Source organism: Serratia sp. FS14, from assembly GCF_000695995.1.
In the GTDB taxonomy this organism is placed as follows: Bacteria; Pseudomonadota; Gammaproteobacteria; order Enterobacterales; family Enterobacteriaceae; genus Serratia; species Serratia nematodiphila.
The window spans coordinates 3,152,712-3,169,792 of the sequence record NZ_CP005927.1 but is presented as its reverse complement, the minus strand read 5'-3'; the positions used below and the strand labels follow the sequence as shown (position 1 = coordinate 3,169,792).

General features: G+C 55.2%; 13 protein-coding genes. All 13 read right to left on the bottom strand.

Annotated features, from left to right (window positions below; all coding sequences use genetic code 11):
- Positions 1-82 precede the first annotated feature (82 nt).
- Positions 83-1,951: a carbohydrate-binding protein CenC gene (locus L085_RS14295; RefSeq protein WP_226988542.1), complete on the bottom strand. Its 1,869-nt coding sequence runs from the start codon at positions 1,949-1,951 to the stop codon at positions 83-85.
- Between the two features lie 2 nt (positions 1,952-1,953).
- On the bottom strand, positions 1,954-2,697 hold the full coding sequence (locus L085_RS14290; RefSeq protein WP_015378195.1) for a glycosyltransferase family 2 protein: 744 nt from the start codon (positions 2,695-2,697) through the stop codon (positions 1,954-1,956).
- A 7-nt stretch (positions 2,698-2,704) separates the two neighbouring features.
- Entirely contained in the window at positions 2,705-3,760 is a 1,056-nt protein-coding gene (locus L085_RS14285) for a glycosyltransferase family 4 protein (protein ID WP_021504021.1), read from the bottom strand.
- Between the two features lies 1 nt (position 3,761).
- Positions 3,762-4,667, bottom strand: coding sequence for a glycosyltransferase family A protein (locus tag L085_RS14280; protein ID WP_004934661.1), 906 nt, complete (start codon positions 4,665-4,667; stop codon positions 3,762-3,764).
- A gap of 3 nt (positions 4,668-4,670) precedes the next feature.
- On the bottom strand, positions 4,671-5,825 hold the full coding sequence (locus L085_RS14275) for a hypothetical protein (RefSeq protein ID WP_044031034.1): 1,155 nt from the start codon (positions 5,823-5,825) through the stop codon (positions 4,671-4,673).
- A 6-nt stretch (positions 5,826-5,831) separates the two neighbouring features.
- On the bottom strand, positions 5,832-6,680 hold the full coding sequence (locus L085_RS14270; protein WP_015378198.1) for an ATP-grasp fold amidoligase family protein: 849 nt from the start codon (positions 6,678-6,680) through the stop codon (positions 5,832-5,834).
- Entirely contained in the window at positions 6,661-7,959 is a 1,299-nt protein-coding gene (locus tag L085_RS14265) for a flippase (RefSeq protein ID WP_044031032.1), read from the bottom strand. Before L085_RS14265 ends, L085_RS14270 begins: the two co-directional genes overlap by 20 nt.
- 4 nt (positions 7,960-7,963) lie before the next feature.
- Positions 7,964-10,144 (bottom strand): polysaccharide biosynthesis tyrosine autokinase, encoded by a 2,181-nt coding sequence (locus tag L085_RS14260; protein WP_015378200.1) that lies wholly within the window; start codon positions 10,142-10,144, stop codon positions 7,964-7,966.
- Positions 10,145-10,171: 27 nt separating this feature from the next.
- Positions 10,172-11,305: a polysaccharide export protein gene (locus L085_RS14255; protein ID WP_031299728.1), complete on the bottom strand. Its 1,134-nt coding sequence runs from the start codon at positions 11,303-11,305 to the stop codon at positions 10,172-10,174.
- Between the two features lie 45 nt (positions 11,306-11,350).
- Positions 11,351-12,400: a UDP-N-acetylglucosamine--undecaprenyl-phosphate N-acetylglucosaminephosphotransferase gene (gene wecA, locus L085_RS14250; protein ID WP_004934672.1), complete on the bottom strand. Its 1,050-nt coding sequence runs from the start codon at positions 12,398-12,400 to the stop codon at positions 11,351-11,353.
- A 173-nt stretch (positions 12,401-12,573) separates the two neighbouring features.
- Positions 12,574-13,536 (bottom strand): NAD-dependent epimerase/dehydratase family protein, encoded by a 963-nt coding sequence (locus tag L085_RS14245; protein ID WP_031299729.1) that lies wholly within the window; start codon positions 13,534-13,536, stop codon positions 12,574-12,576.
- Positions 13,537-13,715: 179 nt separating this feature from the next.
- Positions 13,716-14,615 (bottom strand): helix-turn-helix domain-containing protein, encoded by a 900-nt coding sequence (locus tag L085_RS14240; protein ID WP_041922254.1) that lies wholly within the window; start codon positions 14,613-14,615, stop codon positions 13,716-13,718.
- A gap of 768 nt (positions 14,616-15,383) precedes the next feature.
- On the bottom strand, positions 15,384-16,778 hold the full coding sequence (locus tag L085_RS14235; protein WP_015378205.1) for a NarK family nitrate/nitrite MFS transporter: 1,395 nt from the start codon (positions 16,776-16,778) through the stop codon (positions 15,384-15,386).
- Between the last annotated feature and the right edge of the window lie 303 nt (positions 16,779-17,081).

Genomic DNA, 17,081 nt, shown 5'->3' with positions numbered 1-17,081 from the left:
CTCTGCCAACCCGGCAAGGGTATAAGGTTTGTCATCAATCTCACGCGGGAGAAACCTCCCGCGTGATGCTAACTCGATGCTTTCAGCGTTGGAGCCACAGCGTCGCGGTGCCCACTGCGGGCAACGCCAGCGCGATCTCCGCACCCGCGCCCTGCTGCCGCCAGCCCGCCGGAAGGCGCAAGCGGGTGCTTCCCTCCCGATAGTAAGGATTGGCTACCAGCAGCAAGGCGCGATCGCCCAGAATAAACATCCGCGCCGGCATTTGCGGGTCGCTTCCCGCCAGCGGCGTCGATTTTCCCGTCAGCAGATAAGGGGTGAAGGCGGCGATTTGCTGCGACACGGCAGCCACACCACGCCAGGTGGCGTCAAACTCCCGTTGGTCGAAGCGGCCGGTTTTGCGTTTGTAAAACAGATCGGTATAAGAATAAAACAACAGCCCCTTGGCGCCGCCGATCAGCGCCTGCCAGGCCTGATTGCGGATTTCCGCCTCTGACGGCGGATGTGGCTTGCGGCGGGCGTCATAAGCGGCGTGATCCATGATTTGCATCACCACCCAGGCTCCGCGTGCCTGGCGGGCGGCCTGCACCGTCAGTGCGGTATAACGCGTGGTGCGCGTCAGATCGCTATCGTTCCCCACCGGATAAGGGTCGGTCGCCAAAATGTCGCTGCTGTTGAAGTGAGCGTCCAACTCCCCGGTTTTGTTCAGCACCTGGAAAGTCGGATGATCGCCGTCAAGTCGCTTTATTTGCAGGTTTTTTTCCTCGATTTTATCGAGATATTCCGGCCCCAGCTCATCGTTGATGTACCAGGCAAGCAGGTTGGGCTGAGAGCGCAAACGCTGCACGTACCAGGCAGTCAGCGCCGCGTAGTCGCCACCGCGGACGGCCGGCGCGAAGCGGCTGCCGCGGTACTGATCTTTGACGGAGTAAATGACCAACAGCCCGCGCTTGCGTGCGTTGCGGAAAAAGGCGTATGGATCTTTCTTTTCCCCGTAATCATAGTTCAGCACCGTGTTGAATCCCGCCGAGGCGATGCGCGCCAAATGCTCATCGGTAGCCACGTTGGCGTAAATGCCCAACGGGAAAAGCCGTTGACCGTCGCGCAGGGTAAAACCTTCGCTGTCGATCGCCACTTTGGCCGCAGGCTGCCCGACGCGAAAAGACAGCTCGCTGCCCTGAGCCTGGCGGGATTGTGGACCGGTAACCTGCTGACGCAGGCGGTATTCACCCTGGACCAGGCCGGCCGGCGGTTGGTATTCGATACGGCGTTGTCCCTCAACCTGATAACGGTCGCGGCTACTGTGAACAACCTGCCCCTCGGCATTGAGCAATTCGCTGTCGACCTGCAAATGCTGCGGCTGCGAAGTGACGACCAGCGTGTCAACCTTCCCCTGCGCCGACGCGCCGAGCTGATATAACGCCGGCATAGACGCTCGAGCACAGGCATAGGCGTCGTCAAACCAGGCGGTACCGGTGCTCCCCTTACGCAGATAAACGCCAAAAGTGATTCGCGCCGCCTGCGGCGGCACGGTATAGCTGGCGTTCACCTGCCGCCAGCCGCTGTCGCCGGTTACCCCAGCCGGATAGCTGCCTTCCAGAAAGCGCCCCTGCGCATCAAAGCTCTGCAGATAAACCCCAGCGCCGCCGTCGCGGCTTTGCCCGCGTACGCCGCGAGTCTTGAGCCAGACGCCGAAATCTATCGTCTGTCCGGGCACAACCTGCAGCGCCTGGTTGAAGGTACGGTATTGCGCTACATCTGCATTGTCATAACGCAGACTCCCCCTGCCACTGTGCGTATCGCCGTCGGCCTGCGCGCCCTGCGCTCGCCAGCCGCTGAGCCCCTGCTCAAAGCCGGGGTTGGTCAACAGATTGGGTTGGCAGTTCTGCGCCAGAGCCGCTGCGCCCCACAAGGCGCAACAGCCCAGAGCCGCCCGCCGATACATCCCCCTCATGGTCATTTCCTTTTCACCACGGCATTGAACAGATAGGTGGCGAACAAATAGCAGGATTTCTGGTACGACAGCCCCAAATGCTGACGGTAAATCCGCCATTGCCAGTCCGCAGCGCGGATTTTGTTGCCCGACAGCGAATGAGTAGACAATCGGTAACAGGCCAGCGGTTCGGGAATGCAGTAGGCCAGGCCGTTACGCGCCTTCTGCAGCACCGCCAGCCACATCAAATAGTCCTCATGCCCCACTTTTTGCTGATACACCTTACCGATGCGCTTCTGGTTATAGATGCCGGTGAGATTGCCGATCCAGTTGCTTTTCAACATGTCCTGATAGCCGATAAGCTCATCCGCACCACGGGTGTTTTTGATCAACTTCAGATCGTCTTCGAAGGTGTAATAATGGGAACACACCACGTCATAGCGGCGGGTTTGCAAAATGCTCGCCTGGCGCGACAGCTTGTTGGGGAGCCATACGTCATCACTGTCGCAGAAAGCGATATAATCCCCGCTCGCCGCCTCAATACCGATGTTGCGCGTTTCCGCCACGCCCTGGTTATGCTCATTGCGTATATAGGTGAGGCGATCGTGGATAAACGGCCGCACCACCTCGGCGGTGTTGTCGGTGGACGCATCATCGATCACATACAGGTGATAGTCGGTAAATTGCTGGTTCAGCACACCAAGAATCGATTCTTTGATTGAGTTTGCCGCGTTGTAGGCGGGCATTATCACGGATATCTTTTCCATTCGGTCCTCACTCAATGAGCTGTTGCCACTGGGGATAAATACGTTCGGGAGAAAAACGGCGAGACTTATCAAGCGCAGCGACAGAAAAGCGCTCGCGCAGAGCCGGATCGCGCATCAGTTCGAGCACGCCTTCGCTGAAGGCGGCGGCATCGTCATCGGGCACCAGATAGCCGTTGACGCCGTTGTCTATCAGCTCGGCCGGGCCGGTCTTGCAGTCGTAGGCCACCAGCGGCAGGCCGAAACTCATGGCTTCGATCAGCACCATCGGCAACCCCTCATAGCGCGACGTCATCACGTACAAACTGGCCTGGCGATAATAGGCCGCCACGTCGGCGGTGGCCGGCAGCAGGCTCACCTGCTGCTCCAGCCCGGCGCCTTCAATCTGCCGCCGCAGTGCGTCGCGCTCAGGGCCGTCGCCAATAATCAACAGCCGCCAATCCGGCATCTGCGCCGCCACCCCTCGCCACAGCGCGATCAGACGATCGAAGCCTTTCTGATTGCTCAACCGCCCCACCGCCAGCGCCACCTTTTCCTGCAGCGCCGGCGTCGGCGCCTGTGCACCGAACGGCGAAACGTTCTCGATCACCCGGCATTTCCCGGCACCCACCCAGCGAGCGATGGCGTCGCTATCTTGCCGCGTCAGGAAAATCACGCGATCGCTCAAGCGGTAAACCAACAACTTCAACCATTTAAATACGCGCGGATACTGGTGAAAGCTGACGTGTTCGCTCAATAACAGCCGGCTGCGGGCACAAAACAAACGTAGAAAAGGCGTCATCACCACCGACAGTTTTCCCATGGAAACGGTAATGATCACATCCGCGCGTTCACGCCGCAGAGCCAACGCCAGCCGCCATGGCCAGAACAGCGAATCGCCGCCGCCACAGCGTAACCGGACGTTGCTCGCCAGCGGAAAGAAGCTCCGCTCGCCACACAGCGAAAACACCGCCACCTCGTAATTCGGCAGACGCGCCAGCGCATTGGCCAAACCGCTGGCGACCCGTTCAGTGCCGCCCTTGCCCGCCATATTTTCGATGACGATGATTACCTTGCGTGCTTGCATATCATCTCCTGAATCCCTGGCGCACATTGCGCAACAGCCGGCCGCCAACCGAGAACAACCCCAGCCGCGTCAGACAATCGCCATACCATTTGATCATCTTGAACTTGCCGCTCAGGCTGTGCCGCACGATGCGCGACGAATAATAGTTGAACGCCTGGGCGTTTTCCGAATACAGCGAGGCCAGCAGGTGCTTGCAGGCGAATCCGCTGATATGGCGATCGCTGGGGCTGAGGAAGGTATTGATGAAGCGGTCGCTGGCCTCCAGATTAAGCTTCGCCGTCATGCGTCCGTAGCGCCCCACGTCGAGAAACACCCCGCCGCCGGCGTCATGCGCCACTTGCGCGCCCAAATTGGTGGCGTTGACCAGAAAGCCCCAATCCTGATGTTTGTTGAGAAACTCGGGAAATAAAAAGCGGCGATCGCTTTTTTTACGCATGCTGATGGTGGATGACCGAATATCACCCATTTCCAGAAAAAGAAAATCCTCACCGGAAGAACCGGATTTGTAGTGGAAATTGAAGTCGCGTACCGAATCACCGCTCACCTCTGCATAATTACCGAAGATAATATCAATATGGCGATCTTCATGCTTCTTCATGCGGCGAATGATATAGTTGGTAGTGAAGTAATCATCCGAATCGAGAAAAAACACGATCTCCGATTGCGCTAAATTGGCGCCCAGGTTGCGCGATACCGCCGCATTGCTCTTTTGTTTTTTCTCATGCAGCATCACGTTGCTATTAGTCGCCGCTATCTGGCGAATATATTTGATATCATCCTCGTCAGAGCAATCATCAACCAAAATCACCTGATAGTCGAACCCTTGGCAAGCGTTGAAAATCCGCTTCAGAGTTTTAGGCAGGTAACGCGCACTATTATAAATAGGGATCACGATCGAGAAATCCATTTCTTAACCCTCCAAATTAGAATTTATCATTTCTTTTCCACGGCAAAGCAGCAATAACGACACGTTAAATACCGGGACCAAAAAATAGGTTTCCGTAAAAGTTGTTAGCAGGAAAACCACCACCACCCAGCGCATGAATCGACTCAGCCTGCGCATATTCCCCAACAGGTGAAAATAACAAAAAAGCATGACAACAGAGGCTATCCCACCAGCCGAATAAAACATGGCGATGAAGAAAAAATCGACCGGCTTATAGGGTTCGATATTCATGCCGAACAGCGGATTGGGTAGCCCCACCGCCTGAAACATCTGCCAGGAGAACCAGATGCGCCCGGTCAACGCCTGGTTCAACAGCGCGTCCAATGCCGGATTGTTCCCCCAGCGTATAACGCTGGCGAACTGAAAGCCTATGATGGCCAACGTCAGCGCAATGCAGACTTTTCTATTGGGGGTAAAACGCAGCAGCGGCGCCAGCCAAAACAGCAACAACATCAACAGCGCCAACATAAAACAGGTGCGGGAATAGGAATACATCAGCACCGGGATAATTAACGCCGACACCGCCAGTGAGGCGATATTTTTCATTCCACGCGTTAATTTTGCATGGTCGATCAGGCACAGCAGCATGGCGAACAAGGCAAAAGAATAATACGCCAAGGTGTTCGGGTTATCGAAACCCAGCGTTAATCTGTTGCCATAGCGCTCATCAAGATAAACAAATCCCTCGGTGTAAAAGGTATAGGGGATAACCATCAACAGCCCGGCAACCACAAAAGCGATAGCGAACATTTCAGCGCCGCGCACCATCTCGATGCGGCGGAATAAAATTATCACCGCCGAGCTGAATACCGCGCCAAAAAGGTAATCACCATGTCCGGTGGCGATATTAACCAGAAACAGCAGAACCAAAAAACCCGCAACCGCTTTTTCCGCCATCGTAGCGATGAAAAATGCATAGCCGACATAGAGCAACATCAGGGCATTAAGCCCCGTCACGGTTTTATTAATCAGCTCGCTGTTGAACGATCCCGAGGTAAGGAAAGTTTTCACGAAAAAGATCAACAGGAAGGTCAATATGATTGATTGATTGACCAAATCCCGCGACTGATTATAACCGACATTGGCATGCATGTGAAAATTGGAGGCGACTCTCTGCATAAGCGTTTACTCAGTAAAATAACTGCCCCATTCCTGCTCGATGTTTTCCGGCTTAAGCTTGCTTAACCCCGCACCAGGCGTAAACGTCAATTCACCGAAATAGACCTTCTCACCGACCTGGTAGAAATCCACGCGGACATAAGAGAACTGCTGCGCAACCTGGCGAGCCAAGCGCGTCATTTCTTCCAGCCGCGTAGGCCGCGGCATCGGTTCGTCGGCATTCGGCAAGCTGATGCGGATTTCGGTGCGGTTCCAGTCGATATCAAAAATGTCGCGCCGATGGGTACCGAAACGCTGGTAATCCACCTGGATGAACATGCGAATTTCATGGTTGTCGTTGAAACAATGAAACTTGATATCGTTCGGCACCTGCTCACCATCCAGCAACATGCGTTCCACCATGATGCAGGGTTCGATGTCCAGATAATGCTTTTCGCGACTCTGCTCGTAAAAGTTGCTGCGCATCCACGAACTGCTGAGATCGTACAATTCCGCGTAGCTAACCTGTTGCTTGTCGAACACCAACCGGTTATAGCCGCTGCCATGGTTGGCCTTCAGCACGAAGGCGTCGGGCAACTGCCTGAACGTGTCGTAGCTGAGTTCCGTGCCATGCGCATACAGCTCCACCAGATACTCTTCGCCCCACAGGCCGGCAATAAATTCACGGACCTTGTATTTGTCCGACAAGGTGGTGTAGATGCTGCGCGGATAAATTTTGCGGCGCATGATCTTTTCGCTGAAGCCGGTCGGTTTTGACAGGTGCGGCAGTTTTTTGAAATAGAGCGCGTATTTAACCTGATGGTGCCAGGCATCGGGCAGGCGCTTGGAAATGCTTTTAACCAGGGTGTTTAACATGCTCTCTCCTTAATTTGCTGACAAGACGCGGCAGGCAGTAAAAACAGGTCAGCTGCAGTCGGGTAATTTTCCCGCCACGGAATAAACTGTTCAGAACGAAGAATGAAATGAATTCCGCCAGTAGCGTAGACACCGCAGCGCCGGTCAGGCCGTACCGCGGGATCAGCAGCAGATTCATCGCCACGTTCATCAGAGCCACCAACGGCATCTTGATGGCGATAAAGCGATAACCGGCGAACAGTACGATGCTGCGGTACGAAACCGTCCCCATCACTGAGAACAGCGAGGTCAGCGTACAAATAGCCAGGATGTCGGCGGCCGGTTGAAAAGCGGCGCCATACAGCAGCGCAATAGCCGGGTGGGCGAACCACCACAGCCCCAGCAGCACCGGCAACGACAGGCCCAATACCACCAGATACAGCACCCGGATGCGGTACTCCTGCTCCAACGGATCGCGACAGTTGGCAATACCCGGCATCAACGAGGTGATCAGTGCCATCGGCACAAAAACCCACCCCTGACTGAGGGTGGTAGCGGCGCTGAACCAGCCCACCGCCTGCTCGCCGACCAGATTGCCCAGCATGATTTGATCGATGCGGGTATAAATCACTATCGCCAGACTGGAGATGGCCAACGGCAGGCCCACTTTCAGCAAATAACGGCCATAGCGCCTGGCCTGGCGCGGCGTAACCCGCGGCGTGGCCGCAGCTTCCCCACGGAATAGCCAGAGGCGCGCCAGATAAGGTACGGCGCTGCTGAGGATGTAGGGTACCGCGAACCACACCAGCGGCAGCGCAACGCTCACCAGCGCCAGCCGCAGCCCGATCGACAGCAGCAGCGCCAGGTTGTTGATCAGCGTATTGCGTTTCGACTGCAGGCGGGCATCGTAATAAATTTTGTACACGTCCTGAATCGAGAAATAGGCGCTGATAAGCAGCAACAGCGTCATCAGTTGACTGGCTGGCGGCTGGCTGAAATAGCTCCATATCAGCATCGGCAGCGCCACCACCAGGAACAGCCGGCGGCGCAAACGCATCGAAGCCAACATCAGGCGAATGCCGCTCGGCTGGCGGCGGGCGACGCGGTTGAAAATGATGCTGTCGGCGCCCAGCTGCACCAGCGGCACCACGATGGCGATCGTCGCCAATAGATAGTTGAGAGCGCCAAACTGGGCGGGCCCCAGATAGCGCGCAACGTAAATGGAGACGAAGATGCCGGACAGGCTGAGCGAAACGCGTTCCAGCATCAGCCACAGGGCGTTGGTGATAATGGCCTTCACCCGCTTATTCCTCTGCCTGCCGGTGATCTTCCCGATGGCTTGGATAGGCGAAGTTGTAATAGCTCATGTCGGTCGCCGCCCTCTTCACGATGCCGTTGAGGATTACGCCTCTGATCGCCACGCCATTTTGTTCGAAACGGCGCATGCTGGTTTCGATCTGCTTGACGGTGTTCACCTCAAAACGCACCACCAACAGTGACGTACCGGCGTGATTGCCGACGATGGCCGCGTCCGTCACCGCCAGAATCGGCGGCGTATCAATCAGCACCAGATCGTAATTTTGCCCGGCCCAGCGCAGGAAATCGGCGAAACGGCGATGCATCAGCAGCTCGGACGGGTTCGGCGGCACCTGGCCACGCGGTACGAAATCCAGATTGGCAATGGCGGTTTTCCGCACCGCCTGTTCCGTCGTCACTTTGCCCACCAGCATGTCGGACAGCCCTTGATGAGCGTCGTCCGATAGCCAACGATGCAAAAATCCTTTACGCATATCCGCGTCGATCAACAGCACCCGCTGCCCGGCCTGCGCCACCACCACCGCCAGGTTGGTGCTGGTAAAACTCTTGCCGCTTTCCGGGCTGGCACCGGAGACCATCAAAATGTTGTTTTTGGCCTCCAGCATGGCGAAATGCAGGCTGGTGCGCAGGCTGCGAATGGCCTCCACCGACAGATCCGCCGGCTCGGCCACCGCCAGGATCGGCAGGCGACGACCGCCGGATTTGGGCAACAGCAGGCGTTGTTCGCGATTGCGTTTCGCCTGCCATGGCGACAGCGGCACGGTGGCGTAGACGTTGATGCCTCGCTTCTCCAGCGTATCGATATCATTGATGCCGCGATGGAAGGCCGTGCGCAGCAGCACCACGGCCGCGGTGCCTGCAGCGCCCAATATCAACGCCAACAACACGATTAGCATCTTTTGCGGCTGAATCGGTCGGATAGCGGTTTCCGCCTCGTCAACGATGCGAATATTGCCCACCGTGCCGGCCTTGCTGATGCTCAGCTCCTGCTGTTTGTTCATCAGTTGCATGTAAACCTGCTGATCCACCTGCACGTCGCGGGTGAGGCGCAGGATCTCCTGCTGCATTTTCGGCAGCGTCTGTACCTGTTTGCCGAGCCGCGCCTTTTCCGCCTCCAGCGTGGCGCGCTTTTCCATCAGCGCCCGGTAAGCCGGGTGCACGCGGGTATAAAGCTTGGAAATCTCCGCCTCTTTGAAGGTCAGCTCGTTGAGCTGGGCTTCGAGCTGTACCTGCGTGTCCAGCACCGACTTGGCTTCCAGCGACAGATCCACCGAGTCGTTTTGCTGGCGGAACTGGTTGAGCTGGGTTTCGGCGTTGTTGAGCGAGGTTTGCGTTTGCGGCAACTGCTCCTGCAGGAAGGCCAGCATCCGCTGCGCCTCTTCCGTTTTGCGATCCACGTTCTGCTGCAGGTAGTTATCGGTGATGTTCTTCAGCACCGCCTCGGCACGCTGCGGATCTTCGCTCGGCAGCGTAAACGTCATGATGCCGCTGTCTTTGCCGCTCGGCACTACGCCCAGGTATTTACGCAGATCGTCCACCGCTTCTTGACGCGCGACTTTAACCACGGTGAAACTGGTGCCCGGCGCCGCGTCCAGCGCCGAAACGGTCATGCCCCACTCGCCCTGCGCCACCGGTTGCCCAACCACGCCGCTGAACAATTTGGCGCCGTCATGGCTCAGCTCGTAATGTTGCCCATCGCGCACCGTCAGCGTCAGCGCTTCGCCCTGCATGTCCGCCGGCGTTGTCAGCGTGGCGATGTCCAATACCGGCGCCTTTTCACCGCTCAGTCGGGCAAAGCCTTTACCGAATACCGGGAAATAGTCCGGTTCGACGCGCACCGTCAGGCCGAGGGCATCCACCGTTTTGCCGAGCACGTAGCGCGACTTGACCAGCGTCACCTCATCCTGCGTCGCCGCATTTTGCCCCAGCGAACTGTCCAGCGTTTCACGCAGCAGCGAATCGCCGGACAGCTGATTCTCCACCTGCACCACCGCCGTGGCCTGGTACACCGGGGTAGCCAACAGGGCGTAGGCGACGCCCAGCGCACCGACCACGCCGGTCACGACGGCGATCCGCCAGCGGTTATCCCACAGCGGCCCTACCAGACGCTCCCACTCCAGCTTTTCATCTTGTTCGGCCACCATCACGGACAGCGCATTATTTTTCATCTTCTGTTCCTTATTCACCCTGCTGAGTTACCAGTTGCGCACGCGCAAGGTAGCCTCGCTGAGATCGTTAAAACTGCTGATGGTCGGCACCAGCTGGCTGATCAAACGGTTCCAGCGCGCGACCGGCGCCGCGGTGACGTACACGACGTCGTAAGGGTGCAGCTGAAATTCAGCGCCCATCGCCAGCGCGCTGGCGTCGGAGAGATCGAACTGATACAGCGTCGCCAGCCGCTGCGGGGGATTGCCGCCGCTCGGCCGGATCACGAACACCCCGGTCGCATCCGCCACCGTCTGGCTGATCCCTTCGGAAGATCCGAGGGCTTCGGTCAGGGTCATGCCGCTGCGATCCATCTTCAGCGTCGCTTGCTTGCCCACCTCGCCCATCACGAACACTTTCAAGTTGTCATTGCGCGGAATGTAGAGGATGTCGCCCGGCTGCAGCAGCTCATTCTGGCTGATGTCGCCACGCTGCATCAGCGCCTGCAGCGAGATGGCCCGCTCTTTGCCCTGATGGGTCAGCACCACGTTGCGCCAGTCGGCATTGTCCGTCAGGCCGCCGGCGGCGTTGATCGCATCCAGAATGGTCAGCGGCACGTTGGTGATCGCCTGCTGACCGGAGGTTTTCACCTCACCGGTCACATAAGCCTTCTGCGAACGGAACGCGGCGATGCTGACATCCACCTGCGGGCTTTCCACATACTGCGCCAGACGGCCGGCGATCAGGCTGCGCACTTCGGTGACGGTTTTACCCACTACCGCCACGCGCCCGATATAGGGGTAAAAGATCGTGCCATCCGCATGCACCCAGTTACCGGTGTCGCTGGCGCTGCGATATTGCCCGGCCGGCGTGGTCAACTCGGGGTGATCCCAGACGGTGACGTTCAACACGTCGCCGACGCCGATACGGTATTGGTAGCTCTGCAACCGCTGATCCAGTGCCGGATTCGGCTGGGCGACCGGTTCAACGCGCCGCATTTTCTGCAGCAGCATCGGTGACATGCGATAAACCTGTACCTGGCTATTCAAATCGAAATCGTCGTCTTGTTGCACGACGATGGCTTTTCCGCTGGTCGATAAATGTGAGCCGGGAACCACCGTACAACCGCTCAACAACGCGGAGGTGAAGGCCAACGGCATCAAAAGAGGCAAATGAAAATTCATGGAAGTACCGTGATAAACGGGCTGCTGCCGCAGCCCGTGAGAGGATTAACGCCCGACGGTTGGATTATCGCTGAGCATCGTCGCCTGACGCGGTTCGCGCAACATGGCGAAATAACCGCAAAAACAGAACAGAAACGCCACCAGCATCAGGCTTTCCTGCAGTTGCAACACTTCACTGCAAATGCCGATGCAGGCCAGCGTCACCGCCAGCATGGTGCTCATCGCCAGTGCCTGACGCGCATTGAGCCCGCGACGCATCAGAATATGGTGCAAATGATCGCGGCCCGCTTTGAAGGGGCTTTGGCGGCGCAACAGGCGGCGCACCATCACGGTCACCATGTCCATCAGCGGAATGGCGATCAGCCACAGCGCGGTGACCGGGCGCATTACCGCCTGCTGCCCCTGCGTCGCCAGCAACACCAGCCACAGCACGCTGAAGCCGATCACCATGCTGCCGGCGTCCCCCATAAAGATTTTGTTACGCGCGCCGAACAGGCTCAGGTTGAACAGCAGATAAGCCGCCAGCGCGACGATCATGCCCAGGCACCACAGCGCCAGATCTTCCCGGCCACCCAGTCCGAACACGATGGCCAGCGCAACAAAGGTCACGCAGGACAAAGCGCCCAGTTGCCCGTCGATGCCATCCACCATGTTGTAGGCGTTGATCGCTCCCCATACCGCCAGCGGCGTGAGCAGCAACGCGCCATAACCGAGCATCACTTCCTGATGGCCCCAGGCATGGCCCAATGAGGAAAGCTGCATCCCTGCCGCCAGCATCATCGCCAGCGCGATCCCTCCCTGCACCATGACGCGCGGCGCCACGGGCAGATCAAAGCGGTCATCCAGTACGCCCAACACCACCAGCGCCGTGATGCACAGCAGGTAGACGGTGTTGTCGGGCAGCCAGGCGGGTTGCCACAGCGTCATCAGCATCAGTGTCAGGTAAACGGCGATGCCGCCGACCAACGGAATATGTCCCAGATGTTGCTTGCGCGCATTGGGCTTATCCACTAATCCCACCGTCAAGGCGACCCGGCGGGCAATAAGGATCCACGCGACCGCCAGCACAAATATCACGCTCAGTTGATATAACATCGTTCCTCCAGCGAATAAGCACGCTACCGCCCTTGAGTTACAGCTCCCAATGCGCTATTAACAAAAACAAAATTGATCCTGCCAGGATATAAGTCAGCATGAATTTATCCTGAAAAATACAGATTTATCCGCTTGTCAGCGGAATAATCAAATAACGTCAGCGTGCGATTAAGTTATCTATCAGAAAACTCATGTTTAATGGTTCTTTCGATTGCCGAATCAAGTTCAACAGGCGCCACGAAATTATTTTGCACATTACTTTTAAACTGCGTTCTGGCGCAGAATTTCTGTACTCTGACACGACTGATTGGGAATTTCTTTCGACTTATTTTACTCACAACATCCAATGCGGTTGCGCCGCATATGCCTACGGCATAAGGAATGCGAATCGTCTTATTTTCTCTCCCCAATGAAGAGGAAATTACGTCAACCAATTGATTCATCGTAAAGTCCGGTTTATCGACGTAGTTGCTGACCTGATAACTTGACTGTTGATCCAGTGCATATTCCAGCCGCGCGGCAATATTTTCAACGTAGGCCATCGACTTCATATTATTGCCGCTGCCAATCATCACGAAACGTCCGCTGGCGATCTGACGGAACAGGTTATACACGTTGCCACGGTTGCCTTCGCCGAATACCACCGTTGGGCGGATGATAGTCAACCGATTTTCCTCATCGGCCTTGCGCCAGGCTTCATAAACGTATTCCGCCTCGAGCTTGGATTTGCCGTAATGGTTGAAAGGCTCGAAACGGCCTTCTTCGCCGGTCTCCTGTTTGACGAAGCCGTAAACAGCGACCGAGGAGGTGAAAATGATTTGACGGATATTCAGGGCGGAGGCGGTCATGCAGACATGGCGCGCGCCTTCGACATTGACCTGATAATAGAGCGAAATAGGATCGACATTGTCCTGATGCTCCGCCGCAAGATTAATGATGGCGTCGCAGCCCGCCAGCGGTTCTTGCAAGGTCTGGGGTTGCGTCACATCGCCATACTGATAAAGGGATGGAAAATGTGCACTGGGTTGCTTATCGACGATGACCAATGTCAGATCATCGCGCTTACTGAGACGTTTCGCCAGGCGTGTTCCGATAAAACCGGAACCCCCGATAATAGCTACTTTACGCTTATCCATAATTTGTCACTCAGCAGGTTATCATTATTCCCGTCACCCGATTGGGACAGGACGCTAATACGCGTTAGGTAATGATTTCCAGACTGGACAAATCGAACCTGGCTTTCAAATAACAAATAATGAAATAAAAGATTTTATCAAATGTAAAATTATCGCTAAAGATAAAACCTCATTTAGCGTTAATTTTTAACATCGTAAGCAACTTGATATTGCAAGGTTTTATTCGGCAATATAAGATTAATCCGACCTTTGCCCGGCGTCGAAGAGGTCTCATATTTTACCGGCAGTTTCAGATGACCTTGCTTAGGATCGACACATTCGATGGTGGCTTGATCCATGTTCTCTCCCTGATACAGACAGACCAGCGTTTGCGGGCTGTTGGTATGGGGGTTATTCAGCGTCAGCGTCAACACCACGCGCGTGTTGTTCTGAATATCATTGATCACCGGGGGGCGGGTTTGGTTGCCGAGCACATATGAAAAATGTGAAATAACCAGCAAAGAGGCGAGTAGCGTCAGGTATTTCACTACACTGCTGGCGGGCATGCTGAAAAAGCGACGCGCCGCCGCCGACTTTTTTTCACGCGCCGGTTCTTTGGATGACTCCACCGTTGCCACAGGCGCAGCAACCAGCGTCGATTTATGCGGCTTATCTATTTTTTCATCGTTTGTTTCAGACGACTCACTTTCACTTTCAGAAAGTTCCGCTTGAATATCAACGCCAATATCTTCACCGCCATTTAATATATCATCATCAGCGTAGTCTTCATCCTCGGATATAAAGTGAAAAGCCGCTTGATTTTCCACCTTGTAACCCAAACGAGGAATGGTTCTGATAAGCGTGTGTTCCGTGTCGCTAATTTTTTGGCGAATAGATTTAATTGTTTGATTTATCGTTGAATCTGAACAATAGGTTCCTTTCCAGATATTTTCTATAATTTCCGTTCGGGTAACCAGTTCTGGCGATCTGGCGACAAGCAGCGAAAGAATTTGATACTCCTTCCAACGCAGACGAAGTTTCTCCCCGGCAGGAGTCAAAACATCGAGATTCCTAATCTTTATTCTTTTATCAAGATTCACTTTTAATTTCCTTAGCGTGCCTGTCCTGCACACTTTGTATAGAAATATCAAAAAATGTTCAAGAAATTAAATGTAAACTCAACAGGTTGCATTCATCGGATATTGGCCTTTATAAAAATTTTCTGATTTCATTTTTTACATTAGGCCATATTAAGGATGTTCCGTTTATCCAAATGACTCTTTTTCCCTGTTGGCAACATGGATTTCTTTCATGGTTACCGTAAAATTCAAATGAACACCCCATTGATTTAAAAAGAAAAACTAACCATACTGTTCGATTGTTAACCAAATGAAATTGTGAAATTTCATTCTTATCCGTGAATTCATGGTGTTTTCCCACCTAATCTGATTGTCAGATAGACTACAAAAAGCCGAAAAAAACAGAATGAGAGTTGTCTGATTTAACCCCGTTACACATTCCGCTCGGTGTATGCTGCATCTAAGACAAAATCCTATTACTGATTTTATAACAATCGCACTAATTATGCTTTGCCCTCCCGGAAATTTCATTTAATCTGCGAAAAGACATTAACGCCTTAATGTAAGAATACTCTCAATAAAACGAAAAAACGTGCAAATAATATAATCCGTTTTGGCGAAAACATTCTCACATTGAGAGATAGTGCTATAAAAAAGAAAAAAACGGCAAGCGAAGATGAGAATTTTACCTAAAGACAGAAAATTTCACTGAGGAGGTGAGGAGAGATGACTCGGAATGAGAGAAATATCCCTCCCCTGGCGGGAGGGATTGAGAAAGCAGTTTGATCCTCAGGCCTTTTTCTTGCGGCCATACACCGCCCAGGTGATGACCACACACAAGATATAGAACACCAGGAATACTTTCATTGCCCCCGCCGGTGAGCCGGTCAGCGCCAGCGAGGTACCGAATGCCTGGGGAATAAAGAAGCCGCCTGCGGCACCGATCGCCGAGATAAAGCCCAATGCGGCGGCGGAATCCGTCACCGCTTCACGCTGTGCGCTCTCGTCACTGCCGCCGGCCGCTTTCACGCGATCGACAGTGATTTTACGGAAAATGACGGCGATCATTTGGAAAGTCGACCCGCTGCCCAGCCCCGCCGTGAGGAACAGCACCATAAAGATGCCGTAGAAGGCGATGAACGAACCGCCCTCGCCCGCCGTCGGCAAGGTCAGGAACAACAGCGCGGCGAACACGGCCATCACCACAAAGTTGATCAACGTCACCCGCACGCCGCCGAAACGGTCAGACAGCGCGCCGCCGACCGGCCGCGCCAGCGCACCGAGGAACGGCCCGAAGAAAGCGTAATGCAGGATCACGACCTCCGGAAATTGCGTCTTCGACAGCATGGCGAAACCGGCGGAGAAACCGATGAAAGAACCGAAGGTCGCGAGGTACAACAAACTCAGCATCCACAAATGCCCACGTTTGAGCACTGGCAGTTGCTGGCGCAGCGATGCCTTGGCCGCCGCCAGATCGTTCATGCCGAACCAGGCCGCCAAGGTGGCAACCAGCAGGAACGGTACCCAGATCCAGGCGGCGTTTTCCAGCCATAACAGCCCCCCTTCTGCCTGATCTTGCGCCGTGCCACCAAACAGACCAAACAGGCTGAAAGAGATCGCCAGCGGCGCGACCAGTTGCATGACGCTGACTCCCAGATTCCCCAACCCGCCGTTGAGACCCAACGCGCCGCCCTGACGCGCTTTCGGGAAGAAGAAGCTGATATTGGCCATGCTGGAGGCAAAGTTGGCGCCCGCAAAACCGCACAGCAGGGAAATGATGACGAACACGCTGTACGGCGTGCTGCTGTCCTGCACCGCGAATCCCAGCCACAAGCACGGCACCAGCAGGAAGCAGGTGCTGATAGCGGTCCAGCGACGGCCGCCAAACAGCGGGATCACGAAGGAATACGGCACGCGTAAAATAGCGCCCGAGACCGACGGCAGCGCTGTCAACAGGAACAGTTGATCGGTGGAAAAGTTGAAGCCAACCTTGTTCAGGTTGACCGCCACGGCGCTGAACAGCATCCAGACGCAGAAGGCCAGCAGCAGACAGGGAATGGAAATCCACAGGTTGCGGGTGGCGATGCGATGGCCGCGCTGCAGCCAAAAGGCGCTGTCTTCAGGATGCCAATCCTGAATCAGCGCACCGGTTTTCTTTGATGAAGGCGTTGCAAGTTGCGACATAAAAACCTCAGACACGGGGGATTATTCCGACACCCTAGGGGGCGGCCCCGGCGGCAAAGTTGATGTATATCAACCCGAATGCAAGTAGTTGGCGGCACAAATAGCGCCTTCATCCCCTTAGGGGTACGTTCCGGATAAAAATTAAATCATTTACAATCAATAAATTATAATCAACCGCTTCGTCATCCTCACCGCTTCGCCGCCCCGCTGGAAACTAATGGGTACTTCATTCGAGGTATGGGGTTATGCTCAGGGATAATCAAAAATACGGCTGAATCGTGACTTGTTTACCCCGTCGCCGCC

Excerpts from the sequence above, each read along its gene's own strand:
- L085_RS14280 (WP_004934661.1), bottom strand. The coding sequence starts at position 4,667 with ATGGATTTCTCGATCGTGATCCCTATTTATAATAGTGCGCGTTACCTG.
- L085_RS14260 (WP_015378200.1), bottom strand. The coding sequence starts at position 10,144 with ATGAAAAATAATGCGCTGTCCGTGATGGTGGCCGAACAAGATGAAAAG.
- L085_RS14290 (WP_015378195.1), bottom strand. The coding sequence starts at position 2,697 with ATGGAAAAGATATCCGTGATAATGCCCGCCTACAACGCGGCAAACTCA.
- L085_RS14270 (WP_015378198.1), bottom strand. The coding sequence starts at position 6,680 with ATGTTAAACACCCTGGTTAAAAGCATTTCCAAGCGCCTGCCCGATGCC.
- L085_RS14235 (WP_015378205.1), bottom strand. The coding sequence starts at position 16,778 with ATGTCGCAACTTGCAACGCCTTCATCAAAGAAAACCGGTGCGCTGATT.
- wecA (WP_004934672.1), bottom strand. The coding sequence starts at position 12,400 with ATGTTATATCAACTGAGCGTGATATTTGTGCTGGCGGTCGCGTGGATC.
- L085_RS14295 (WP_226988542.1), bottom strand. The coding sequence starts at position 1,951 with ATGAGGGGGATGTATCGGCGGGCGGCTCTGGGCTGTTGCGCCTTGTGG.
- L085_RS14245 (WP_031299729.1), bottom strand. The coding sequence starts at position 13,536 with ATGGATAAGCGTAAAGTAGCTATTATCGGGGGTTCCGGTTTTATCGGA.
- L085_RS14285 (WP_021504021.1), bottom strand. The coding sequence starts at position 3,760 with ATGCAAGCACGCAAGGTAATCATCGTCATCGAAAATATGGCGGGCAAG.
- L085_RS14275 (WP_044031034.1), bottom strand. The coding sequence starts at position 5,825 with ATGCAGAGAGTCGCCTCCAATTTTCACATGCATGCCAATGTCGGTTAT.
- L085_RS14255 (WP_031299728.1), bottom strand. The coding sequence starts at position 11,305 with ATGAATTTTCATTTGCCTCTTTTGATGCCGTTGGCCTTCACCTCCGCG.